This window comes from Streptomyces sp. NRRL WC-3618 (genome assembly GCF_001280005.1).
Lineage (GTDB): Bacteria > Actinomycetota > Actinomycetes > Streptomycetales > Streptomycetaceae > Streptomyces.
The window spans coordinates 60,021-84,576 of sequence record NZ_LGDW01000119.1 but is presented as its reverse complement, the minus strand read 5'-3'; the positions used below and the strand labels follow the sequence as shown (position 1 = coordinate 84,576).

General features: G+C 67.6%; 17 protein-coding genes and 3 pseudogenes. 15 read left to right on the top strand and 5 right to left on the bottom strand.

The window, feature by feature from the left end:
- The 4 genes from ADL01_RS15035 to ADL01_RS15020 all read left to right on the top strand — a co-directional run.
- Nucleotides 1–523: transposase (locus ADL01_RS15035; RefSeq protein WP_234354634.1), on the top strand; the 523-nt coding region annotated here is incomplete at its 5' end.
- 266 nt (nt 524–789) lie between these two features.
- Nucleotides 790–1,137, top strand: coding sequence for a CU044_2847 family protein (locus ADL01_RS41920; protein ID WP_267889921.1), 348 nt, complete (start codon nt 790–792; stop codon nt 1,135–1,137).
- Nucleotides 1,138–1,141: 4 nt separating this feature from the next.
- The gene (locus ADL01_RS15025; RefSeq protein WP_053742489.1) at nt 1,142–5,290 is read left to right on the top strand and encodes a trypsin-like peptidase domain-containing protein; all 4,149 of its coding nucleotides are present in this window, start codon (nt 1,142–1,144) and stop codon (nt 5,288–5,290) included.
- Nucleotides 5,291–6,202: 912 nt separating this feature from the next.
- On the top strand, nt 6,203–7,492 hold the full coding sequence (locus ADL01_RS15020; RefSeq protein ID WP_053742488.1) for an MFS transporter: 1,290 nt from the start codon (nt 6,203–6,205) through the stop codon (nt 7,490–7,492).
- On the opposite strand, the pseudogene istB reads toward ADL01_RS15020, so the two are convergent.
- Both istB and ADL01_RS15010 read right to left on the bottom strand, forming a co-directional pair.
- Nucleotides 7,493–8,289, bottom strand: a pseudogene (gene istB, locus ADL01_RS15015) (IS21-like element helper ATPase IstB).
- 4 nt (nt 8,290–8,293) lie between these two features.
- The gene (locus ADL01_RS15010; RefSeq protein ID WP_234354633.1) at nt 8,294–8,836 is read right to left on the bottom strand and encodes a hypothetical protein; all 543 of its coding nucleotides are present in this window, start codon (nt 8,834–8,836) and stop codon (nt 8,294–8,296) included.
- 194 nt (nt 8,837–9,030) lie between these two features.
- On the opposite strand from ADL01_RS15010, the gene ADL01_RS15005 reads away from it, so the two are divergent.
- Nucleotides 9,031–10,863 carry a pentapeptide repeat-containing protein gene (locus ADL01_RS15005; protein WP_063783522.1) on the top strand — a complete coding sequence of 611 codons (1,833 nt, stop codon included), beginning with the start codon at nt 9,031–9,033 and terminating at the stop codon, nt 10,861–10,863.
- 291 nt (nt 10,864–11,154) lie between these two features.
- On the opposite strand, the gene ADL01_RS15000 is transcribed toward ADL01_RS15005, so the two are convergent.
- A complete protein-coding gene (locus ADL01_RS15000; RefSeq protein WP_078960520.1) occupies nt 11,155–13,674 on the bottom strand; it encodes a TIR domain-containing protein in 2,520 nt (839 codons plus the stop codon).
- Between the two features lie 532 nt (nt 13,675–14,206).
- Here ADL01_RS15000 and ADL01_RS14995 point away from each other — a divergent pair.
- From ADL01_RS14995 to ADL01_RS14980, 4 genes and pseudogenes are all read left to right on the top strand, one after another.
- Nucleotides 14,207–15,865 carry a hypothetical protein gene (locus ADL01_RS14995; RefSeq protein WP_053742485.1) on the top strand — a complete coding sequence of 553 codons (1,659 nt, stop codon included), beginning with the start codon at nt 14,207–14,209 and terminating at the stop codon, nt 15,863–15,865.
- 176 nt (nt 15,866–16,041) lie between these two features.
- Nucleotides 16,042–16,785 carry a hypothetical protein gene (locus ADL01_RS43710; RefSeq protein ID WP_053742484.1) on the top strand — a complete coding sequence of 248 codons (744 nt, stop codon included), beginning with the start codon at nt 16,042–16,044 and terminating at the stop codon, nt 16,783–16,785.
- A gap of 15 nt (nt 16,786–16,800) precedes the next feature.
- Nucleotides 16,801–17,154, top strand: a pseudogene (locus ADL01_RS14985) (heavy metal translocating P-type ATPase); the annotation flags it as partial.
- Nucleotides 17,151–17,560, top strand: a pseudogene (locus ADL01_RS14980) ((2Fe-2S) ferredoxin domain-containing protein). The pseudogenes ADL01_RS14985 and ADL01_RS14980, both read left to right, overlap by 4 nt.
- A gap of 24 nt (nt 17,561–17,584) precedes the next feature.
- On the opposite strand, the gene ADL01_RS14975 reads toward ADL01_RS14980, so the two are convergent.
- Nucleotides 17,585–17,998 carry a hypothetical protein gene (locus tag ADL01_RS14975; RefSeq protein ID WP_053742483.1) on the bottom strand — a complete coding sequence of 138 codons (414 nt, stop codon included), beginning with the start codon at nt 17,996–17,998 and terminating at the stop codon, nt 17,585–17,587.
- A gap of 393 nt (nt 17,999–18,391) precedes the next feature.
- Here ADL01_RS14975 and ADL01_RS14970 point away from each other — a divergent pair, with 393 nt between their 5' ends.
- From ADL01_RS14970 to ADL01_RS14965, 4 genes are all read left to right on the top strand, one after another.
- Complete coding sequence (locus tag ADL01_RS14970) at nt 18,392–19,168, top strand: alpha/beta fold hydrolase (RefSeq protein WP_053742482.1); 777 nt, start codon at nt 18,392–18,394, stop codon at nt 19,166–19,168.
- Nucleotides 19,169–19,526: 358 nt separating this feature from the next.
- Nucleotides 19,527–19,652, top strand: a complete 126-nt coding sequence (locus ADL01_RS47245) for a hypothetical protein (protein ID WP_267889920.1) — start codon at nt 19,527–19,529, stop codon at nt 19,650–19,652.
- Nucleotides 19,653–19,730: 78 nt separating this feature from the next.
- Nucleotides 19,731–19,934 carry a hypothetical protein gene (locus tag ADL01_RS46115; protein ID WP_234354632.1) on the top strand — a complete coding sequence of 68 codons (204 nt, stop codon included), beginning with the start codon at nt 19,731–19,733 and terminating at the stop codon, nt 19,932–19,934.
- Nucleotides 19,931–20,506, top strand: a complete 576-nt coding sequence (locus tag ADL01_RS14965) for a GNAT family N-acetyltransferase (protein WP_053742481.1) — start codon at nt 19,931–19,933, stop codon at nt 20,504–20,506. The genes ADL01_RS46115 and ADL01_RS14965 overlap by 4 nt, the downstream gene beginning before the upstream one ends.
- A gap of 491 nt (nt 20,507–20,997) precedes the next feature.
- On the opposite strand, the gene ADL01_RS14955 is transcribed toward ADL01_RS14965, so the two are convergent.
- Nucleotides 20,998–22,455: a hypothetical protein gene (locus ADL01_RS14955; RefSeq protein ID WP_053742479.1), complete on the bottom strand. Its 1,458-nt coding sequence runs from the start codon at nt 22,453–22,455 to the stop codon at nt 20,998–21,000.
- Between the two features lie 398 nt (nt 22,456–22,853).
- Here ADL01_RS14955 and ADL01_RS41905 point away from each other — a divergent pair, with 398 nt between their 5' ends.
- Together ADL01_RS41905 and ADL01_RS14945 are read left to right on the top strand one after the other, a co-directional pair.
- On the top strand, nt 22,854–23,699 hold the full coding sequence (locus ADL01_RS41905; protein WP_078960526.1) for a polysaccharide deacetylase family protein: 846 nt from the start codon (nt 22,854–22,856) through the stop codon (nt 23,697–23,699).
- A gap of 125 nt (nt 23,700–23,824) precedes the next feature.
- Complete coding sequence (locus ADL01_RS14945) at nt 23,825–24,451, top strand: hypothetical protein (protein WP_053742477.1); 627 nt, start codon at nt 23,825–23,827, stop codon at nt 24,449–24,451.
- Nucleotides 24,452–24,556: the final 105 nt, after the last annotated feature.

The following is a 24,556-nucleotide window of genomic DNA, read 5'->3' as shown; positions in this document are numbered from 1 at the left end:
TCCGCCGTCATCGGGCCCTGCTGAGGAGACCGTCGAGGACACTGTCCTCCACACAACACACCAGGTCAGGAACCTGCAAGATCGGCGGGCTCAAGATAACGCCCGCAAACGCAGCATCGTCGTCGACACCCTCGGCCTGTTACTGCTGGTCATCGTGACCGCAGCCAGCGTCTCCGACAGCGAGGCCGGCAAACAGCTCCTCACCCGGATCGCCGCCGACCACCCCACGATCACCAAGGCATGGGTCGACACCGGCTACAAGACCCAGGCCATCGAGCACGGCGCCGCCCTCGGTATCGATGTCGACGTCGCCCCCAGGAACGCCCAGGTCAAAGGGTTTTCCGTGATTCCGCGAAGGTGGGTAGTGGAGCGAAGTTTCGGTTGGATCATGATGCACCGTCGCCTCGCCCGGGACTACGAGACCAAACCCGCTCACTCCGAGAGCATGATCCGTCTCGCGATGATCTCGAACCTCGCGAAACGAGCGACCGGAGAAACGCCCATAACTTGGCACAACCCATGAACTATCCCGTCTTCAACCGGAACGTCCTCTCAGAGCTTCAAGATCAGTACGGGCGGGCGGTTCCCACACCCTGACAGGGCCGCGTCGTCCACCGAACAGGCGGACCCACTCATGCATGCGGCCTACGCGAGGATGCGGCGGCGTCCGCTGTTGACGACGCTGGACGGGGTGCCTGCGCAGAACGGGACCGTGTACTCACCGCCTGCCGCCACCTGCGGGAACGCGTGCAGCATCGCAGCACTCAGAAGGAGGCCGTCTTGGCACCGGTGACCCGACTTCCGCTGGATGACGGGGGCTACATTCTGGTCGAGGAACCAGCAGGTGTGCTGGAGGGACCGGTGAAGGCCGGCCGCCTCGGCGAGGCCATTGGTGAGCTGCCCAGGACGCTGCAAGAAGCACTTGCGCCGGTCACGGAGGCGGCTCGCGCCGCACTCGACCAACTGCGCAAGGCCCGTCCCGATGAGATCGCGGTCGAGTTCGGTGTCGACCTCGCCGCCCAGGCGGGGGCAGTGATCACCAAGAGCCAAGCGGGTTGCCACCTCAAAGTGATCATGTCGTGGAAGATGAAGGACGACACGGGTCGTCCTCCTCATCCAGACGAAGGGGCAGGCTGATCCGATGACCGGCACCGCGAAGACACCCGACGGCGGCATGGCGGGGAGCCTGCCCGCTGCCGTGGCACAGGTCCTCGGACCGGACGGAAAGGTCGCCGGGGCCGGCTTCCCGGTGGCCGACGGACTGCTGGTCACCTGCGCCCACGTCGTCGAACTTGCCGGAGGGGGGCCCGGTACACCGGTACAGCTGCGCTTCCCCCACCTGGAGGGTGGCCCCCAGGTGGACGGGCTAGTCCTGACAGCGTTGTGGCGTGCCTCGGAGGACGAGGACGTGGCGGTCGTCCGCCTGAGCAGCACCCCTCCCGGTCTGAAGCCGTTGCCGCTGGGCTCTGCGGCTGGCTGCAGCGGCCACAGGGTGCGTTCGTACGGGTTCCCCGCGCAGGCCCCGCAGACGGGGCACCTCGGCTTCGGCGAAGCCGGGGATCTGCTGCCGCCCTCCCCCCGGCGGGGCATCCATATGCAGTTGACCGACGCCAACGATCTCACCACCGGCTTCAGCGGCGCGCCGGTCCTGGACCAGGAGACCGGGCTGGTCATCGGCATGCTCACGGAGATCACCGCCCCCGACGCCCACCAACGAGGGCAAGGGGTCGCCTACGTGACTGCCACGCAGACGTTGCGGGAGATCGTGCCGGAAGTCGCGGTGCAAGAGGTGTGCCCCTATCGGAAACTGGAGCCTTTCACCGCAGAACATGCCCAATGGTTCCAAGGCCGGAAAGACGCGGTGCGGCAGGTGGTTGCGAACCTGGCCGGGCAACGGCGGCTGACACTGCTTCTCGGCCCCTCCGGTTCGGGCAAGTCGTCCCTCGTCCAGGCCGGCGTCCTGCAGGCGCTGGCCGCTGGTGAGCTGCCCGGCAGCGACCGCTGGCTACCCGTCGTCGCCCGGCCTCGGCAGAACCTGTTGGCGGAGATCGAGCGCGCCGGACTCCCCGGGGCGATCACGCAGGGCATCGCCGCCGCTGCCGGCCGACGGCTCTCGGCGGAGGATGGTTACGAGCGCGTTCTCCTGGTCATCGACCAGTTCGAAGAGCTGTTCACCCAGCCCGGCCATGGCCAACGGCAGGACGGCCTGGCCTCCATGGAACAGATCACTGCGGCCGTCGGCTCCCCGGTCGGGCTGAGCGTGATCCTGATCATGCGGGACGACTTCTACCCACAGCTGGCGGCTCTGGCCCCCCAGCTTCTGGACACCGCGATGCCAGGTCTCCTGAATGTGCCGGGCACCCTGAGCCAGCAGGACCTGTGCGACATCATCACTTTGCCCGCCCAGGATGTGGGACTCCGCTTCCAACCGGGTCTGGTGGAGCAGATCGTCACGGATGTCCTGGCCGTGACCCCCGACATGGCCCGCCAGGCACCCGTCACGGTGCTGCCCCTGCTGGAGCTGACGCTCAGCCAACTGTGGTCCCGACGCGAGGACGGCTACCTCACGCACGAGGCCTACCGGCGCATCGGAGCGGTCGGCGGAAGCCTGACCACGTGGTGTGACAACGCCCTCAACGGGATGCCTCCCGAGCAACACCCGGTCGCGCGGCGCATCCTGACCTCATTGGTGCACCCGGAGGATCCCAGCCGCAACGTGCCTGCCGTACGTGCCCAGGTGCCCCTCGACGAACTGCGCGACCTGGCGGCCGACCCCGACGATGCAGCCGACGGGTACGTCGACGACGTCATCGGCGTCCTGACCCTCCATCGCATCATCACCACCCAACTGCGCTCTCCTGAAGGGCCTGATACGCCTCCGGGCGAGCCGGTGGCCGAACTGGTCCACGACGCACTCATCCGCGAGTGGGGCACTCTGCGCAAATGGGTCGCCCAGGACCGTCTCTTCCATGAATGGTTCAACCGGACCCGTGAGCGGCGAGCCCTCTGGGCGGCGACATCCGACCCAGGAGAGCTCCTCAGCGGAGCAGCGCTCGACGCAGGGCTCGACTGGTCACGCGAATGGCGCCTGCCGGGCGACATCAGAGCCTTCCTCAGGGCCAGCGAGCAGCGGCAGCACGCCGTCATCCGACGCAGCAGGCGCCTCAACGCCATCCTCGCGTCCCTCCTCGTCCTCACGCTCCTCGCCGCGGCAGGCGTCCTTTGGCAGTGGCGGACAGCCGTCGACGAGCGACAGGCAGCCCTGTCACGACAGCTCGCCACCCAGTCCGGCACCCTCATCGACACGAACCCCGACCTCGCCTCGCTCCTCGCCATCCGGGCCTACCGCGCCAGCCCCACCCCTGAAGCCCACGCCAGCCTGGAAAACGCGGCAGCCCTGCCACTGAAGCAGCGCCTGCCGGGCCATACGGGTGAGGTCGCAGCGGTGGCGTTCAGCCCCGACAAGCGCACCCTCGCCACCGCTGGCCAAGACACAACGGTCCGGCTGTGGAACCTGTCCACCGGGAAACTCCGCGCCACGCTGCCCGGCCACACCGACAAGGTCTCGTCCGTCGCGTTCAGCCCCGACGGACATACCCTCGCCACCGGCAGCAACGACAAGACTGTGCGGCTCTGGGACCTGGACACAAAGGAATCCCGCGCTACCCTTACCGGTCACACCCAGGGCGTGACGTCGGTGGCCTTCAGCCCCGACGGCAGCACCCTCGCCACCGGCAGCGACGACGCTACCGTCCGGTTCTGGGACGTGATCAAGGAAGTAGGCGTCTCCACCCTCCCCGTCAGCGACAATTACACCGTGATGTCGGTGGCTTTCAGCCCCGACGGAACCGCTTTCGCCGCCAGCAGTGCCGACACGATGGTGCATTTGTGGGACCTGCAAACGGGAGAAGAGCGCGCCGCGCTCATCGGCCACACCGGTCCCGTGTTCTCGGTGGCCTTCAGCCCCGACGGCAAAACCCTTGCCACCACCAGCGACGACTACACAACGAACCTTTGGGACCTGACCACCGGGAAGCCCCGTGTCACACTGCCCGACCAACTCCAACGTGTGTTCTCGGTGGCCTTCAGCCCCGACGGCAGCACCCTCGCCACGGCGGGCGAGGACAAGACAGCCCGGTTGTGGGACGCGAACACGGGGAAGGCCCGTGCCGTTCTCAGCGGCCACACCGACGAGGTGAAATCCGTGGCGTTCAGTCCCGACGGGAGCAGCCTCGCCACCGGCAGCGTGGACGCGACGGCGCGGTTGTGGGACCTGACCAGCGGGTCTGCCCGCGCCCCCCTCAGCGGTCACAGTCATCCCGTCATGTCCGTGGCGTTCAGTCCCGACGGGGACACCCTCGCCACCGGCAGCGCCGACAAGACCGTACGGCTGTGGGACCTGGACACCAGGAAACCCCGGGCCCCGCTGACCGGCCACACCGACGCGGTGACATCCGTGGCGTTCAGCCCCGATCGCGACAAGCCCACCCTCGCCAGCGGCAGCGCCGACCACACGGCACGGCTGTGGGACCTGACCGCGGGAAAAATGCGGGCCAAACTCACCGGTAACACCGACGCCGTTCTGTCCGTGGCGTTCAGTCCTGACGGGGACACCCTCGCCACCGCCGGCGGCGACAAGAAGGTACGACTGTGGGACGCAGCCACCGGAAAGCTCCGCGCCACTCTTCCGGACGCCAGCAGCGGTTTGTGGTCCGTGGCGTTCAGCCCCGACGGCCGTACCGTCGCCGCCGCCGCCGATGACAAAACGGTGTGGCTGTGGGACATCGCCACCAGAAAGGCCCGGGCGCCCCTGACCGGCCACACGGACAGAGTCTGGTCCCTGGCGTTCAGCCCCGACGGGAGCACCCTCGCCACCGGCAGCACCGACAAGACAGTAAGGCTGTGGAACGTCGCCACCGGCAAGGCAAAGGCTCCGCTGACGGGTCACACCGCCAGGGTCTGGTCCGTGGCCTTCAGTCGCGACGGGCGGACCATTGCCTCCGGCAGCGACGACTTCACGGTTCGCCTGTGGGACGTACACACCGGAAACACCCGCGCCACCCTCACCGGCCACACCAACGCAGTGACGTCGCTGGCGTTCAGCCCCGACGGGCACACCCTCGCCAGCGGCAGCGGGGACACCACCGTGCGGCTGTGGAACACGGTCCTTCCCGCGCCGGATGCAGCGATCCGGAAGATCTGCCAGGCCGTCCGTCGCGATCTGGCCGCAGACGAACGGACGTCCTACCTGTCCGGACAATCTGATGGGCACGCCTGCCCACCAGGCTGATACGCCAAGGTATGGAAGCGCGGGCGCTTGGGTAAGCACGGTGGCCGGCCACCGGTTATCACCGAGGACATGCTCCACACCGTGCTGCGGCGCCGAATCCGTCGAGCAGATCAGCATCTGCCGAGCCTTCGCGGAGCATAAGAAGGCCCAGGCGTACCCCGAAGCCGTCGACGGCACCGCCGGAGGCCAGCCAAGTCGCTAACCACCGTTCCGATCTTCCCCAGAAGCCACAACCAACGGATGACTGGTGGTCTCTTCCACGTCTCCCATCCAATCACTCAGCGCACAGGATTGGTGACCTTCGCAAAGGCGGGACCCCCACGGGACCCCCCTCAACTGGGCGACGAACCCGAACAGTTGTGCCCATTCTCATGATGTCGCAGCACACGGCGGCTGTCCCGCCCGAGACCGAAAGGGGGGTCTGGCATGACGTAGGGACCACTGATGTACATCGTGCTCCGCAACCCGTTCCGGTCCTGGCCGCCGGCGCCTCGCCGATGGCCGGGACCGGTCCGTCCTCTCTACGCGTGAAGGAGAACCACCGTGGCCGTGACGCCCACCTGCCCGGTGCGGTACGACCCGCTGGACGAAGCCACTCTCACCGACCCGTATGCGGTGCTGGCTGCGCTGCGCGCGCAGATGGCGGACGAGCGCCGGGTACGCCCCCGGACCGCCGCTGGCCCGCCTCGACCAACCCCCGCCTGCTCGTCAGCCAGAGATCGGCGCTCGACCCCGACCATCTGGTTTCGTAAGCGAGAGCGGGCAACGTTTATCGCTGGCTTTGGGCAGCACTTAACGATCAGAGCGCTCGGGAATATTGATGAGAGCCGACAACACTGGCGCATGTCTGCCGTCGTTGGGTGACCTGTTCCGTCATCGTCTGCCGTTGATCTTCGCTGATACGGTCCGATCATGCCGCGCCTGGTCGAAGTCCCTGGGTACGTACGTTTCTTGACCGCTTCGGCTGTGTCTGCGTTCGGTTCTCAGGTCACGGGCCTGGCCTTGCAAATTCTTACCGCCGTGGCGTTGAGCGCATCTGCCACGGAGGTCGGCATCGTCAATGCCGCCCGGTGGGTTCCGTATCTGCTCTTCGGGCTCATAGCCGGGGTCCTGGTGGACCGGTGGCGGCGCAAGCCGATGATGGTCGCCACGGACCTCGCAAGGGCAGTCCTGCTCTGTGCGATACCGGTGCTCTATGCGCTGGATCGGCTCAGCATCCCCGCGCTGTGCATGTTCGTCTTCGTGTTCGGGGTGCTGTCTTTGCTGTTCGAGGCGGCCAACCAGTCGTATGTGCCACAGCTCGTCCCAAAGGAGCTGCTCAACGCGGGATACGCCCGTGTGCAACAGGCCGGTGCAGTGGCTGGCTCGACCGGCCCTCTGTTCGCCGGGGTACTCATCAAAGTCATGGGAGCGCCGCTTGCCGTGCTGGTGGACGCCCTCTCCTATCTGATGTCCGGCTTGCTTCTCGCTTCGGTGAAGGCGCCCGACCCCGTCCCTGATCGAGGCGCACGGCGCAGCCTGGGCAGCGAGCTGCGTGAGGGGGTGGCATGGGTCTACCGGCATCGCACGTTGTCGTCCATCGCCCTGACCTCGCACGCGATGCTCCTCTTCAACAGCATGGTGAGCACGGTCTTCGTGGTCTTCGCCCTGCAGAGCCTCAAGATCGGGGAATTCGGTCTGGGGGTCACCTATGCCTGCGCGAGTGTCGGCGTGGTACTCGGCGGTGCGCTCTCCGGGCGCGTGGCCAGAAGACTGGACGTCGGCGCCACTCTGATTGCCTTCCGCCTGCTCGCTGCCGTCGGCTGGCTGCCTTTGGTCCTGGCCGAGCGTGGACCGTGGGCGCTTGCCTCCGTGTCGCTCGGCTTCTTCCTCGTGTCCCTGGCCATCGGCGTCGAAAGCCCGGTGGAGATGAGCTATCGCCAGGCGGTGACACCCGATCGGCTGCGCGGGCGGATGAACGCGACGATCCGCTCGATGAACTGGGGAATGGTAGCGGTGGGTGCACCACTGGGCGGAGTCCTCGCCGACCAGGTCAGCTATCGCTTCGCCCTGGGGGTCGGACTGTCCGGAGCAGTCGTCCAGGCACTCGTGCTGGTGTTTTCTCCCACACGGAGGGCCCGTACTGCCGACGAACTCGATCCCTCAACAGCTGACCTGACACGGCATGGCGCAGAGGCTGCTGCCGGGGAGAGCAAGGACTGATCAGCTCTCGGTGTCTTGTCGGGCCTGGGCGGCCCTGGTGCTGGCGAGGCGGTAGGAGTCGCTGCCGGTCTCGATGATGTTCCCGCCGAAGGTCAGGCGGTCGACGATGGCCGCACAGAGCCGCGGATCGGTGAAGGTCTTCGTCCACCCGCCGAACGACTCGTTCGAGGCGATGGCGACGCTGTTCTTCTCCTCCCGCTCGGTCAGAACCTGGAACAGCAACTCCGCGCCGCGGCGGTCCAGTTCCATGTATCCGAGCTCGTCGATCGCGAGGAGGTCCACGCGGCCGTAGCGGGCGATGGTCTTGGTCAGTACCTTCTCGTCCGCAGCCTCGACCAGTTCGTTGACCAGTTTAGTGGCGAGTGAGTAGCGGACCCGGTAGCCGGCCATGGCGGCTTCGGTGCCAAGAGCGATGAGCAGGGGGGACTTGCCGGTGCCGGAGTCGCCGATCAAGCAGAGAGGCAGGCCCTTCTTGACCCGGTCGCAGGTGGCCAGCGTGTGGATGACGGCCGGGTCGATGTGCGGGTTGGCCTCGAAATCGAAGCTCCGCAGGGACTTCTCCCGCGGGAAGGCGGCGGCTTGATCCGCCGTTCGGAGCGCCGGCGGGCCCGGTCGTCGCACTCGGCCATCAGCAGCTCGGCCAGAAACCCGCGATATGACATCTGGTCGCGGGCGGCGGGTTCGGCCAGGTCGGGGAACTGGGCCCGGATGGTCGGCAGCCGCAGCATGCGGCATGCCTGGTCGACGGCGGCGTCGGCGGCCTGTTCGGTCAGCCCGCGGTGGCGTTGGAACGTCATGGCGTCACTCTCCCTGGATCGCGGGGCGGTCGGCCGGCTGCCTGGTTTTCAGCAACTGGTCGTAGGCCGCAACCGAGGGCGGCGGTCGGATGTCGGGCGGCAGGTGGGCCAGCCGCCGCTGGGTCAGGAACGTCACCGTCGCCCGGTCCGACCGGGCGGGGACGGGCGGCTCGTCCACGTCGTCGGCCTCGGCTGCCTTCCTCGCCTCCAGCGCGACCGCGTCCGCGGTCAAAGCGCCGGCCCGCAGGGCGGTGGCGAGTCCGGCGACCAAGTACTCGTGGGTGAGGTGGCGGCCCAGCAGCAGGACCTCGATCAGAGCCCGGGTGCCGTCCCGGTCTCCGTGGGCCTTGCAGGCCGCGGCCCACCAGGCGTCATGGACCGGGGTGAACTTGCCTGCGGACTTCGCCTGTTCCAGGGCGGTCGCGCCCGGGAAGGCGCCGGGCTTCTTGACCAGGGCCTCCAGGTAGTGATCCAGCACGAGGCGGGCCTGGCCTTTGGCGATGAGGCGCTCGTGCCGGGCTACTTCCTTCTGCCCGTCGTAGACCACCAGCTCGGACGCGTGCCGCGACTACAACCGCCTGCTGTAAGCCCTCGGCCTCACATGATCAACCCGGACAGATCACGATCATGCAATGTCTTTGCTGTGACCGCTTTCCAAATTGCACACCCATACAGGCCCCAGGCCATCCACTGGCGGCGTGGCAGCGAGGCGCGGGGTTCCGGCCGAGGGACTATTCATGTGTGGCCGACTCATCTCCTCCAGTGCGGGCCCGCTGCGGCGAAAACGGGGCCGACTGCCCAGGCAAATGCGTCCCTGGCTATAGCGCGTGCCTGACCCACCTCACCGACCCTGAACGCGCCGCCTATCTCGCTAGGCTGCGCCCCGGTGCTCACGTCGAACATGACGATACCGTCTTCACCGCGGCCCTTCTCCAGGCACTCCTTCAAGCCTGTTCTGTTCCAGGAGATAATCCTCGCATCGGTGCCGCGTCGTTCCGTGGGGCAACCTTCACCGATACGGCCAAGTTTAATAACGTGACGTTCTCCCACATGACCTTGTTCGGCGGGGCGACATTCAACGGCAATGCCGAATTCTACGGTGCAACCTTCGTTGACAACGCCGAGTTCCGCGGCGTGATATTCCAACGAGTCGCCGGCTTCAACGGAGCCAAGTTCGGGGAAGATGCCGTGTTCGACGGGGCGCAGTTCTCCCGAACCGCCACGTTCATCGGATCGGAGTTCACCAGCACCCCGCGCTTTACTGGGGCGACGTTCCGGGGGGCCGTCAGCTTCCACGGAGGGAAGACGCCAGGCATCGACTTCAACGGGTCGAAGTTTGCGACTCAGAGGGTGGGACCTCTGGTATCGACGGGAGCAGTTGATTTCTCCGGTGCAGTGTTCGAAGACCCAGTAACGATGGAGATCGCAGCCCCTGCGCTGAAATGTGTACGGGCACGTTGGGAATCGACGGCGACTCTGCGCCTGCGCTACGCAACCGTCGACCTCAGTGACGCAGTGCTCTCCTCTCCGGTCGCGGTCACCGCCCCTCCCACTCCCTTCACCCACCTCCCCCAAACGCGGCGGGGGGCCATCCTGCTGAACTTGCCTCGGCGCACACAGGTGGGCGAAAGCCCCCTGGGTGACCGCGACCGCCGTGTACGGGTGACCTCCATTCGCGGAGTGGACGCCGCACACCTGGTCCTGACCGATATCGACTTGACGAACTGCCGGTTCTCTGGAGCTTTCCATCTCGATCAGCTGCGCATCGAGGGAAACTGCACGTTTGCGTACTCTCCTAGCGGATTGCGGTGGACCCGGCGCAGGGTCCTGGCCGAGGAGCGCTACTGGCGCGTCTCCGTGAACGATCCCCACTTGGCCCAGCGGCTTGCCAATGCGGAAAATTGGCTCGACATCCACATGGCGATTACACGCCCGGATGGAGGTCGACATTCGATTCTGTTGCCGGGCTGGCAGCTGGATCCGAGCGACCTCGCTCCGTACAGTGACCGTCCCATGAGTCCGGGCCCGGATCAGCTGGCATCCACCTACCGGGCTCTACGGAAAGCATCTGAAGATTCCAAGAATGAACCGGACGCTGCGGACTTCTACTATGGCGAGATGGAGATGCGCCGTCACGACCCCAACCGCCCACTGAGTGAGCGCACCTTGCTGGCCGTCTACTGGGCTGTTTCCGGCTACGGTTTGCGCGCCATGAGAGCCTTGGGCTGGCTGATGTTTTCTATAAGTTTGACTGTCATGCTGCTGGTCTTGGTCGGGCTTCCCTCCCATCCTCCGCTGCCGCGCACCACCGGCACGGTGACCGCCGGACAGAAGATCGATATGACCACCGACAGTCCCGATCCTGGTGGCGCTGCACCGGGACCAATGGGTGAACGCTTAACGTGGCGGCGGGCGGAGCAAGCGGTACGGACTGCAGTGAACTCCGTGATCTTCCGCTCCGCTGGACAGGATCTGACGGTTGCAGGCACGTGTATCGAAATGACCTCCCGCCTCTTGGAGCCGGTGCTCCTCGCACTGGCCTTCTTGGCGGTGCGAGGTCGGGTCAAGCGCTGAGCCTGCCGCCGATACGCAACATGCTCCCGAACTGCCCGGGCGGACTCTGGGAGAGTGTCAAGCCGGCACCCGCGGTCTCCCCAGGGGCAGTGCGGGGCGGGCGCGCAGCGTGCCGCACGGCTGACCGGCACGCGTTCGGGCGGGGCCGCGCCCACCCGGAGCAGTTGATGCGCCCGACGTCCGATACAGGCGCCCGGGCGAGTGGTGGCGGGCCCGCCGGCCGACGGCATCTCCTCCCTCACGTACGCACCATAAAACCGGGCAGCCGATATCCGTGGCGAAACGTGGAGGTTATTCAATCTCAGCGAGAAGCTTCGCAGCGGCGCCCGACCACGTGTATGTCCTGGCCAGGTTGTCTCTCAGTTCGCCAGCTCGGCGGAACGCGGCCCCAAGGTCCACCAGGACTGCTTCGATGGCCTGGCACCAGCGCTCCGTGTCCTCGGGGGCGTCGTTGGTCTCCACAATGAAGGGTTTCGCTCCTTCCGGTCCGCGGCTTTCCGTGATTAGCGCGGCCAGACCGCTGGCGCTGCTCAGGAGCACCGGTGCCCCCGCGGTGATGGCCTCGGCTCCGGATAGGCCAAAGCCCTCGGCCCTAGATGGCATGAGGACAAGGCTGGCCGAGCGTAGATCTGCGGCTAGTTCGTCTGTGTCGGTGGAAAACGGGCGGACCACGATGCTGAGCGTGGGGCTATCCGCCTGCTGCTGTAGCTCCTGTCGGAGTTTCTCGCCTAGTCTTTCGGGTGCACCGCGGACCAAGAGCTCGATTCTGGCTGTGACCTCTGTGCGCTGGGCGACGAGCCCGAGGGCACGCGCCGCTAGGTCAAGTCCCTTGAGCTTCGAGTCTTCAGCCCGGCCGAAAACCAAAATCCTCAAAGGTTCTCCGGGTGGAGGCTCGCGGTCCTCTATCTCTGCTGCATCGAATCCTGGGTCAATGCGCAGTAGATTGGCAGCCTTCGCAGCGTGGAGGTCCGTGGCGAATCGCGCCTCGAGTCGCGTGCCCACCGCAAGTGAGGCGTGCGCCGTGCGGCCGAGTTGGACCTCGATTCGCCTTAGAAGGTCCGCACGCTCACCTGCATCGCTCGCCCGCTCTTTGAACCACTCGATCTCTTCGGAAGCCATGTGGATGACATGCAGCCGCTTGGCTGCCGAGTAGTGGTCCTCAGCCAGGAGTTGGGCCGCTCTGCCGGTGATGCGCCCGTGGCCGATGATGATGTCCGGGTAGTCCTCGGCTCGCAGCGCGGGTTTGCGATACAGGGCGTGATCTTCAGACCAGGCAGGGAGCTGCGCCGCCTCAAGGAGAGTCACGCCACCTCTGCGTGCCTCGTTGCGTGTCTCCAATCCCGCCTGTGGTACCAGGCAGAAGACCTTCGCGCCAGCGTCGGCTAGTGCCAGGCAGAGCCGGCGGTTGAATGTGGAGAGCCCGCCTTTACCAGACTCCCATTCGGTCGCAAGTGAGAGCACACAGGGGGCCCGGGGCCGTGGCTGCTTGCGGTGGGCGGCCCGACCGACCTTGGGCGCGCCCCCGCCTCTTGAGCCCCGGAGATATGGTTCGCCCTTCTGTAGCCATGCCTCTGAGCTTGTCGTGATGAGGATGTGACCAGAGCCATTCCTGGAGGGGAGCCATGGACCAACCACCTCGAGGGCGTCCGCGTCGGCGAGGATTACGAGCCAGCGGCGCTTCCGAAGGCGGGCAAACATGGCCTCGACGTCGCCCGGGGTCCCGATGCGGGTATGGGCCAGCGAGGGCGCTAATTTGCGGGCCAAGCGTGTGAAGGCGTCGCGAAGGTTCTCGTCTTTCGTCGCATCGACCCACCAGACCAGGTCGTACTGGCTGGCGAAGCGGTAGGCGTACTCCTGGGCAAGCTCTTTATTGCCCACACCGTCCAGGCCATACAAAGGCTGGAGAACCCGGACCCCATTTTTGATCAACTCCCCACGAATGTGCGTGATGAGGGCGTCGCGTCCGATGACCGTCGGGCGTTCGGCATTGATGTTCCAAACTGGGGGTAGTTCGTCGGTCGGCAGCCGAGGTGTGCTGATCTTCGACGCCTGACCAGGCAAGGCAGGAACGGTGCCGAGACGTGAGGGCGCACCGCCATGGTCCATATCCGCTGGGGCGGGGTATGGGGACGACTCGCTGCCCGCCTCGCCTTGGCCGCGGTCGTTGACCGCCTGCAGTAGTCGAGCAATGGCGGTCGCTTCATCCGTATGGTCAAGGTCAAGCCACGCGACGGTCCGCAGGGACGGCGGGATGCTCTTCGTTGCCTGCGGATCGAAGACAAGTGGAATGAACCGCTGCCCACTCGCCAAGAAGCTGGACAACTCAAGCGTGGGTGATGCACCGGCAAAGTAGGAGGGGGAGTAAATGGCGACGACGACGGAGGTCCGCTTCAGACCCTCCTGGATGCGCTGCTCCCAGCGGTCACCCAGGTGAATGTCCCACAAGTCCAGCAATACGCCGTGCCCTGCCGCTGTCAGCGTAGACGCCACCCACTCAGCCCTTGCCCGGTCGGGACCCGCGTAGCTGATGAAGATCGAGTCGTCCCTGCCCGCCACCTGCCTCCGCTCCCTCTGGCGCTGCTCAGCCTCCTTCTCCTTATGGGCCAGGTGTGACGCCGAGTCGAGCCACAGTGCGAGCAGTGCTCCACCAGAAACCAGAACGAGGGCCAGGTACGCGACATCCAGCCAGCGAAGGCCTTCCTGAGTCAGGCGCCAGGTGGAATCGACCAGACTCAGCGCAAGCAGCAGGACGGCCACCTTCGCCACCCACGGCCACCGGCGCCGATTCCTGCGCTCATCAGTCTTCGCCACCTTTGGATCATGGCTTCTCTGTGGTCGACTGCAAATGAGCCATGCCGGAACCCACGGCTTCTGCGGACAGTTTCCACGTGTTGCCGCTCTGCTGACGACGCTACCAGCGCGCCGCGCTCGCGGCCGTGACTACCGTCCAAGACACCCCTCCGTTCGACGGCTTGGCCGAGGTTCCCACCGCCTCCGACTGGTGCCAGCGGTGGAACGGTCGACGGCACTCCTTCCGTCACGTTGGTGATGGCGGGTTCGACGCCCGGCGGTACGCGGTCGAGCTGCTGCGGAGAAGGAATCGAAGACCTTCGTGGTCGAGCACCACTACTCCGGCTCCTTCCGCCGCGCGGTTCCGCTTTGGTCTGTACGACATCGACGCCGACGGGGCGTAACTGCGCGGGGTGGCGATGTCCGGGGTGCCGGTCGCCGTGGCCGTGCCGACGCGGCCGCTGAACCCGAGGGCTTCCCGCCGGAGCGCACGAAAATCGGTGCGCTCGGACACCGGCTGCTCCGATACTGCTGATGACGAAAGTGAGGTCCCGTGCCCCAGATCGAGCCGAGCGTGCTGACAGCGCTCATGGCGGCGGCGAAGGACGCCGTCTCCAACGCAGCCGCCGCGTTCTCCCTCGCGGCCATGGACGTCGGTTCGAGTACGGCCGTCGAGCAGCGGGATGCGCTGGTCGCGGCCTTGCGCCGCCGGCCGTCTGAGGTGCTGAAGGCTCGGACGGAGCCGCGGGAGGCCCCGCCGATTCCGCCCACCACGCCGGCCCAGCTGGAGATCTGGAGCCTGTACGCAGACCACGTGGATGATCCTCTGCTCCGTGGCCACCTTCATCATCTGCTGCTCGACGCCGGACACGGCCGTAGACCCGACCACGTTCGTGGCGCGGCCTCCGGATACCTCGACGCGGTGCAGTTGCTGTTGGCCGCCCAGGACGGCCACGGGCTGCTGCGGGCCGCCCGGTGCCTGAAGAGGGCCGGAGAGTTGTCCCTCAAGTTCAAGCAGCACGCCGTTCGTGAACGCGCGACCAAGGACGCCGTCGCCCTTGCCGAGCGCCTCCTAGCCGGCGCCGAGGACGAGGGGCGACCCCTGCTGGTTGTCCTGGAAACGTTGCAGACCCTGGAGTGCGATGTCGCGGACCTCGCCGAACGGGCGGCCGACCTCTTCGCCCGCGACGTGGATGTCCGGCTTGGCTTCCTCGATGCACTGCGGAAGGACGCGGTCCCCAGCCGCCACACGGAGATCGATGCCGCCGTGGTCCACACCCTCCTCGACGCCGCCGATACCGCCGATGCAGGGCACCGCCGCCTGTACTTCCTGACGGAGGCAGCGACCCAGGCGCAGAAGCGGGGACTGCCCGACCTGCGGGCCCGTGCCGAGATGGCCCTGCAGCAGACCACGCCGGAGTGGACCTCCATCCGGACCGAGGGCACCATCCCGCGCGCGTTGATCGCCGGGCAGCAGGCCCGGGTCGATGCAGCCGAGGATCTGCGGACCGCGCTGTGGCTCACTGTGCAGGACATCCATCCGGCGATGCGCGCGCAGGCCGAGGCCGAGGCCGACGGCGCGCTCGAGGGCCTGCTAAGGATCCCGCGCTCGCGCATCAACCCAGCCGGACCGGTCTTCGTCCGACCGCCCGTCGAGGCCGACGACGACCTCGCCGTGGCGATGCAGGTCCGCGGCCTGGGACTGTTCGGGATCCTGACCGCAATCCAGCTCGACCGCATCCACGAACGCTTTCGACCCGACGAGTTCGAGATGACCGCCGCTCTGGCACACGAGGCGGTGCTGCCCGAGCCGCGTGCGCGGACCCTCGCCCAGGCCTTCTGCTATTACTGGCTGGAGGAATTCGACGCCGCGGCGTGCGTCGCCCTGCCACAGGTTGAGCAGATCCTCCGGGAACTCCTGCGCTCCCGGGTTCCTGTCGTCTCCGTGGTCTGGGGACCGAGCCCCGGTGGAGTCGACTTGCTGGGCAAGCTCTTGCAGAGCATGCCGGAGGCCGGGTATCCGGCGGACTGGAGCAGAGCGCTGGAACTTCTCCTGGTCGACCCCGACCGCGGGATGAACCTGCGCAACGACATCCTCCACGGCCTGGCCGACACCCCGTCCAAGCACCACGTCGTGCTCATCTTGCAAGCGGCGCTGTACCTGCTCAGCCACGCGCACGGGCAGCGCATGACACCTGACCCGACGGCCTAATCCCCAGGACCGCAGGGCAGCGCCACTCCTGGGCCGCTTCGCCAGGCCGGGAACGCACGCCACCCGCCGCCCCGGCGTGGTCCGGCGCGGCTCACTCGTACGAAAACGGGCCGAGCCCAGCAGCCAGCTCGGCGACAATGAAGGCCGAAGCACCACGCCGATCCCAAGGACTGACGATGAGTCACGAACGTGAGGTAGCCCCGCCCGGGCTACGCCGAGTACTCCAGGACGTCGTGCACGCCTTGGAGGAGGAAGCGGTTGCGACCCTCGCCGCCTGGCTCGACATCCCCGTGCCCTCCGGCCTGTGGGGCAGGGACCTGCCCGAATGGATCAACGAGCAGTTGCAGCGGCTGCCGGACCCCAAGGTCTTCGACCTGCTGGAGCAGGCCCTGACCTCGAACGGCATGTGGGGATCATCGGCCTACGACGAGAGGGTCAACAAGATCCTCAAGGAGGCCGAAATCGCTCTCGTGATGGTCGACGGCTCCTTCCTCGAGGACGACGAGGGGGCCGAGGAACTGGATGTCCAGGACACCACGGTCCGCCCGCTGACCTTGCTCACCGGGAAGTACGCCGCCGCCCGGAGCAATTGGTCCAAGGCCCTGACCGCCCAGAAGGCCGGGGACGATCGCCAGGCCGTCGCGTTGGCCGTCAACACCCTGGAAGGCGTCGTCAAGATCGCCTCCGGGCAGAAGGACATCAACTCCGGGCTTCGCCGGCTGTTCCCCGAAGGCGAGCGCACCCCGCTGTGCCAGGCGATCAACCAGCTGCACAACTACGGCTCCGCGATGCCTTGGGTGCGCCACGGCGGCGGCCAGAAGGACGTGGAGCTGACCCGGATTGAGGCGCTGGGCGTGGTGCGGGCCGCCGCCGTGTGGATCGTCATGCTGATCAACCTGGACAAGGAGGGCCGCTTCTAGGCCCGCCGGAGGTCCGGCGCCGACGTCAACGACGCCCCGGCGCTGGCCGCCGCGCACACCGGCATCACCATGGGCAAGGCCGGCTCCGACCTCGCCCTGGAGACCGCCGACGCCGTCGTCGTACGCGACGAGCTCTCCACCATCCCCACCGTCGCCCTCTCCCGCAGCGCACACCGCCTGGTCGTCCAGAACCTCGTCATCGCCGGCGTCTTCATCACCGCCCTGGTGGCCTGGGACCTCATCGCCACCCTCCCGCTGCCGCTCGGCGTCGCCAGCCACGAAGGCTCCACCGTCATCGTCGGCCTCAACGGCCTGCGCCTGCTGCGCGAAGCCGCCTGGAAGAACCCCGTCCGAGGAGGTGCCGCGTGAGCAGACGCTCCCGCCGCCCGGCTCCCGCGCCGGGCCGCGAGCGGCCCGGCCCACGGTCACGGTGTGCCGCGGCTGCTGCTGCGGCACACCGAAGGTTCCCGGCCTCGACCACGCCGCCCAACTCCGCGACCTGCGAGAAGCCTTGGACGGGACGGCGACCGTCCGGGTCACCGACTGCCTCGACGCCTGCGAGCGCGCCAACGTCGTCGTGGTCCAGCCCTCCACCACCGGCCGTAAGGCCGGCATCTGGCCCGTATGGCTCGGCCTGGTCAACGACCGCGACGCCACCGCCGACATCGCCGCCTGGGTCGAGAGCGGCGGCCCCGGCGTCACCGAGCCGCCCGCCTTCCTCGACCTGTACGCCTTCAGCCCCTCGCGCCGGGTGCGCGCCGAGCTCGACGAGTAGGCCATGTCGCCGCGCCGCGCTCGGTCAGGTTCGGCGCCTGCGGGTGAGGTCGGGGACGGCCGTGTGAGCGGCCAACTGCGCGCGCAGGCTCGTGTTGGCCTCCTCGAGCTGGTGCTTCTCGACCTCCAGGACTTGGACGATCCGGGCCATGAGCTGGAGCTGGGTCCGCAGGTCGTTGCGTTCGGCGCGGACTCGGGTCAGGTCCTGCTGCTGCTTGGCCGCGCGGTCCCGCGCGCCCCTCCCGGAGTCCGTCTCGGGGAGGGGCGCGCGGGCTTTGACGAGGGCGTAGAAGAGGTCCTTGAGCCCGGTGTGCTTGTGGGTGAGCTTGTTGCGGCGCAGGCCGGCTTCGGCGGCCAGGGAGACGACGGTCAGCTTGCCGTCGGAAGTCAGCGGGGCGCCGATCAGCAGGCGCACCATGGCGTCGGTGATGGCGCGCACCTCCCGCCTGGCTGCAGGCCGCCGAGACCGGGAGAGCGTACCCGCCGCCCGGGCCGCAGGACGCATGCTGCCCGCTCCTATCCTGGACCTCGACGCCACGCTGGTGCCACTCCGAGAAGGAACAGCCGCACCCACATACAAAGGCGGTTTCGGGTTCCACCCGCTGGTGTGCTTCCTGGCCAACACCGGCGAGGCGTTTGCGTGGACGCAAGCGGCTGGACGACCGGGGGCCCTCACGGGATCGTCTGGAAGTTCCCGGGCTGGGGTGGCCTGACCGGCGAGATTCATCTGGCCTGCGACGCCTTGGGTCGCCCGCTCGTGCTGCTACGCCGTTGGAGCGAAGCCTCAATTGGGCGGATTCCGGGCCCGGCCCGGAGGGGAAGACCCAGCGTTGTGACAGGTCATGTAGCAGGACACGTAATTCCGTACGAGGTACAGGGCAGCGGTCCGGAGCGGGTCCTCGCACTCCACCACTGGCTCAGCGACAGGTCGAGTTTCGGCCGTATGCGGCGGTACCTGGACGGGAGCGCGTTCAGTTACGCGTTCGTGGACTGCCGTGGGTACGGCGAGGCGATGGACACACCCGGCACGTACACGATGGAGGAGGTCGCAGCGGACGCCCTCGCCGTGGCCGACGACCTCGGCTGGAACACCTTCTCGGTCATCGGTCACTCCATGGGCGGCAAGGCGGCCCAGCTGATGTTGCTGGACGCCCCCTCGCGGGTCCGCTCGATCGTTGGCATCTCGCCGGTACCCGCGTCCGGGTTCCCGCTCGAAGGGGAGATGTGGGAGCTGTTCGTCGGGGCCGTGGAGGATTCCGGCAACCGCAGGACGATCTTTGATGTCACCACCGGCAGTCGGCACGACGATGCATGGTTGGATGCCAGGGTGAGCGGCTCGGGACGCTCCTCGTCGGCTGCCCTGCGCTCGTACCTCGAATCCTGGACTCGTGGCTCCGACATTCACGAGCGGCTCGAGGGAAATCCGACCCCGGTGCTTGTCGTGGCTGGTGCGAACGACCCGGCGATGGGCCCCGACGCCATGCGGTCCACCTGGCTGCAGTGGTATCCGAACGCCGAGCTCCAGGTCTTCAATGACGCCGGCCACTTCGCCCCGGATGAGAGCCCAGAGGCCCTGGCGACAGTGGTCGAAAGATTCCTCGGCCGCTAGCCTCGCCGCTGCGCCAGGCCGCGTCCGAGGCGCTGCACACCGCCTACCAGTGGCTCCAGTCCGGCACCTACACCAGCCGCACCGAGTCGAAGCTGCGCTCGGCAACCGGCGTCCTGTCGATCGCCGCCGGGTGGCTGGCCTACGATTCCGGCCGGGCCGGGGACGCCCACTCGCTGTACGGCGAGGCCCTCGCCGCAGCAAGGATCGCCGACGACCCCGAACTCGAGGCGCACGCCTTCGGCTGCCTGTCCTTACTCGCCAAAGCCTCCGGCCGCCCGCGCGAAGCGGTCTCCGCCGCGCAAGGCGCCCAGGCCGTGGCCGCAACCTCGGCTCCCCGCGGCTGCTCTCCCTGTTCCACATGCGCGAGGCCGGCGGCTGGGCACTGAGGGGCGATGCCACTGCCACCGACAAGGCGATCGTCCGCGCCCACACCCTCTATGCCCAGGGCCCCGCCGACGCCGACCCGCCCTGGCTCGGCTTCTAACAGGCCGTCCTCCTGCATGGCGACGCCTTCGCCAGAAACCGCGCCCTGTACACGGCCGACGTCGCCATCCAACATGCGGTGAGGGACCGTCCCGAGCCGGAGGCAGTTGCAGAGGCCGCAGGCAGGGTCCTCGCGTTCCTCCCCGAAGTGCGCTCCGACCGGCTGCTGCAGTCCCTGCACAACGTCGCCGGCGCACTCCAGCGACACGGCCGCGTCCCCGCGGTCGCCGACTGGATCGAGGAGTACCGCACCACCGTTGCCACCGGAGGAGGTCGGGCGTGACCAGTACCCGCACAGACGTCGTGATCCGCACCTACGGCCCCGGCCAGGTCCCGCCGATGCTCGACACGATCGCGGACATCTGGTCCGACGCGCACCCCGAGCTCGTCGACACCCCGGGCGCGGCCACCGACGGCCTGTCCGCCGTAGCGTTGCGTCGCCAGGTCACCGGGCACCTCCGCCACGAAGGCTTCACACTGGTCGCGGCCTACGCGAACGGCTCCATGGTCGGCTTCGGCTACGCCTTCCCGTGCACACCCGAGTACTGGTACGGCCCCGAACTGCTCCCCGAGATCCCCGAACACATCCGCGCGGGCCGCCTCATGGGCCTGTGCGAGCTCGCCGTCACCCCCGCCCGCCAGTCCCAGGGCATCGGCTCCCGCCTCCACTCCGCACTCCTGAAGGCCGTCAACCCCGACTACGCCTCACTGCTGGTCCGCCCGGACAACACCCCCGGCCGCACCTTGTACGAACGCCTCGGCTACACCTACGCGGGCCCCTACCGCAACGAGCCCGGCGGCCCGGTCTACGACCTGCTGCTCCTCCAGGTCGGCAACGAGGCCGCCGCACCGTGACCACCCGCAGCCCGTGCGCACCGCTAGGTGATTGATTCCAAGGGGTCCAGCTGAGAGATATGACAGCTTGCGGGTCAGCACCGGAACTGCTGCGCTCTCAGCTCATCCACATCCAAGGTGGTCAGTGTCTCGGCTACGCCTGAATTCTGACCCTCTGACGGCGGATCAAAAGTGACCCTCTCGGTGGTCTTCGCCTGAACCTGCGAACTGCGGCTCGCCCTGATGACGTCCTGGACCCGGTCGTGCGCGCGGCTGGCGACGCTCCAGACCGTGGTCACCGATCGCAGGGCGACACGGTGACCACCCGGCAGCCGCTTCACCACCTGCACGGAGCGGCACAATCACCTGGCGCTTCTTCACCCAGCCAGTCGGGGCCGCTTCGGTGCCAGCCCTGTGGACGATTGCGTGAAATACGAAAGCGTCAACAACGGTGCCCTCCCCCGCGTGGCACCGCCGACGGCAGATCCGTTCGGCCGGCTCCTCGCAAGGCTCTACGGCGCATGCTGCTTCCTGGCCGGGGCCGGCAGCGTCGCAGGCCCGAGGTAGGCGAGAAGGCCCGGCATGCCAGGCAGGCCTGGGAGGGGGTGGTGCCGCCAGGCCCGGGCGTACGGAGGTGGGTGCGCGTCGCCTCGTACGAGGACGGCAACAGGTCGGCTCCGCGCAGTGACCCCCATCTCGGCCGGGGTGATGCTGCCGTCGTGGCCACCGGTCTGGCGAGACGCGCAGCCGGAGCGGAACGCGACTCGGACGGCTTCCTCCCCGCTGACGACGCACGGGGGGCGAAGCCCTTGGCGGCGGAGTTCCGTGGCCACCCGCCCGAATGCCGTCTGGCTCGACCGGCTGCGGGAGACGGCTGCTTCGAGGACCAAGTATTGGACGGTCAGGTGAGCGGCCAGCGCCAGCACCAGGGCGGTGACGACGACCGCGCGTGGCCGCGCGGCACCAGCCAGCCACATCAGGCTCAGCGCTGCCGGGAGCGAGAGCAGCGCGTAGGCAGGCAGCAGGAAGCGGGGTGCCGCGTAACCGACCAGGAGCAGGTACGGCACCGCGAGGGACAGTCCGACCACCGTCGGCACGAGGATGAGGGCCGTCTTGCGCGCGCGGACCGCGGCCACGAGGCCGCCTGCAGTGAGCAGCGGCAGAACGAACCACCACGCAGCGGAGAGCGGTTCCCGCAACGGCACATTGCACGGGCGGCACAGGGTCCGCCCCTGCAGCGCCCGTACATGGTCGTCAAATGCGAGGTGCCATCCGAAGTGCCCCTGGATCTCGCCCGCACGGCTGAGCCGGGCGGGGAGACCGCCGTAGCGGAGGTACGCCTCGATGACCCATTCGGCGCTGCCGAGGACCGCTCCCGCAACCAGCACGAGCAGCACGGCCGGACGCCGCCACGCCCGAACGGACAACGCGGCACCAAAGAGCGGCAAGAGGAGCCAGAACGCGTCACCCGGCCGCATGAGCGCGGTGAAGGCCACAGCTGTGCCGAGACCGGCCAGCGCCGCACGGTCCGATCGGTCCTGCGCCGCTCTCAGGAAACAGCCGACCGCGATCAGCGCCCCGTACGCGACCCACAAGTTGGGCATGGCCTGCGAGCCGTAGAGCATGGTGATCCACAGGCCGGCGAGAAGCGCACCCGCGAGAGCGGCGACACGGGGGGAGAGGAGCCGACGCCATATGCACATCGACAGCAGGAGACCGGCGCCCGAGAGGACAGCAAGATAGACGCGGAGCGCCTCCAGCGAACCCGTCAATCCCACTACGGGAGCGATAAGAAAGGTGATGCCACGGGCACGCGGGGCGCTGAAGAACGCGGCGGGGGCATGCGGGCTGACCTGGCTGACATAGACGGCTTCGTCCCATCCCAGGCCCGCCCCCGGCACGACGAGCAACAGCTGGGCGACGGTGTACGCCGCCGCGATGCCAACGGGCCATCGGACATCGCGAACCATCGCCCGGTATCTGCGGGAGCGGGGCTGCTCTGCCCTCGGGCTGCCCGGTCTGGCTGATATCTGCGTCACGGCTGGACCCCACTGGTCTGTCGGGTATCGGACCTGGCGTTTAACCACCACGGTGCCGCCGGACAGCAGCCTCCGCCTTCCGCTGTACGGCACTCGGACCAGCGCCTGCAGTCGCGGGCTTGTCGCACGACTGCCATGGCTGTCACCGCAAGGAACCGGACCCCTCGTCCTTCTCGCCCACACCAGCTATGTGCTGAGCACCCGGATGGCGGCCGTGCTCGCCGGCCGGCTGCATCCACCGCGGCCTGCGCATGACGTCGTGCATCTGCTGTTCACGACGTCATGCCTGCTGAGAGGCTGCCTCCGCCGTGTCGAGCGCCGTCCGTTTCATGCCTTTTGATACTGATAGTTCTGTGAGTATGAGCACACACCGCCATCTTAGAAAAATCCTGACTGGTGTCGCGGCCGCCGTGACCGCGGCCGTAGCCCTTGGCGCCTGCGGCTCGGCGCAGCCGGCTTCGGCCCCTGGCGCCAAGACTCCTCCGGCGTCCTCTCACGTTTCACGGCCAGCCCCTAGCGCGACACCCTTACCGACTGCTCAGAAGCCACACCCCGTCGATTGCCAAAAGACTCAGTGCGTCGCTCTGACCTTCGACGCAGGACCCGGCCCCGACACGACCCGACTGCTGGACATCCTCCAGGCCAAACGCGTCAACGCGACTTTCTTCCTACTGGGCAAGAACGTGACCCGCCGTCCCGACCTGGTTCGGAGAGAGACGACTGAGGGGCATGAGTTGGCCAATCACACCTGGACGCACCGGCTTCTGACCAAGGCATCGGCGAAGGAGGTCCGCCGCGAGCTCGTCCTCCTCCAGGAACGCGTCAAAGAGCTCACCGGCCGGACTCCCACCCTGATGCGTCCACCGCAGGGACTGACGAACCCGAGTGTCGCCGAGGTCTGCCGCTCCCTGGGGCTCGCGCAGATCCTGTGGTCCGTCACAGCCAAGGATTACCGAGACCACGATCCCAAGGTCATCACGAGCCGTGTCCTGCAAGGGGCCCGGCGCAACGGGATCATCCTCTTGCACGACGTGTACCCAGGCACTGTTCCCGCCGTGCCCGGGATCATCGACGGTCTGAGGCGGCGCGGCCTCACCCCCGTGACCGTCTCCCAGCTCTTCGCCCCCCACCGCCCCGAACCGGGCCAGGCATACTGGAACGCACCCTCCGCCTGACTTTGGTCCAACGAGTAGATCGGTATGGACCGCGGCCGGTGAGGCTGCAGTGGCCAAGCCGGCCAGCGGAGGCACTCGGCGCATCCCCGATGGCCGGGATGTGACTTCTGGCCGATGCTGTTGTCATGCATCGAGCGACCTCCCGCACCGTCAGGGCCCGGCGGCAGTCGTCCCTCCGGCGGCGTACCCAGATCGGCGCAACGCCACGGCGCTCTTTCGGCCACAACCTGGCGCCCTGGGCGACAGCGCTGTCGGCTGTCGCGGCGGCAATCGGTCTGTTCTTCAGCGCCACGGTGGCATCGTCGAGCGTGGACGCGACGCGTAAGCAGTTGGAGCGGGACCGGCGGCAGCAGGCCGGACGGGTCAGTTACTGGACCGAGGACGCCAGCGGTATGAGCGAGACAGTGATCGTCGCGAATCGCTCGCTGGACCCGGTCACCCGAGTCGACCTGTGGTTCTATGCGCCGGACGCGGGTGTCGATGGGTACGAATGGGTTTTCATGGGTTTCGATGCCATCCCGCCCTGTACCCGGCTGACCTTTGCCCCCCGCGCTATCGACGACTTCCTGAAGGGCTACGGCATTGCGCAGGGCGGGGCACCGATTCGCGCTGTCCAGTTCTTCGATAGCGACGGACAGCAGTGGTTGCGCGACCCGGACGGGCTTCGGGCGGCCGAGAACGAGAGGAAGGATGGCGAGGACGTCGGCGTCGCGCCAGCCCGGCAAGAACCAGCCGAGCACTGCGACAAGTGAGGATAGACCGACGTCCCTTGAAGAGAATCGACAATGGGACCGGATCGCTGCCGTCAGCGAAGAGCACTCCCACCGAGCCTGCGTGTGCGTCGGCGAACTCCGCCG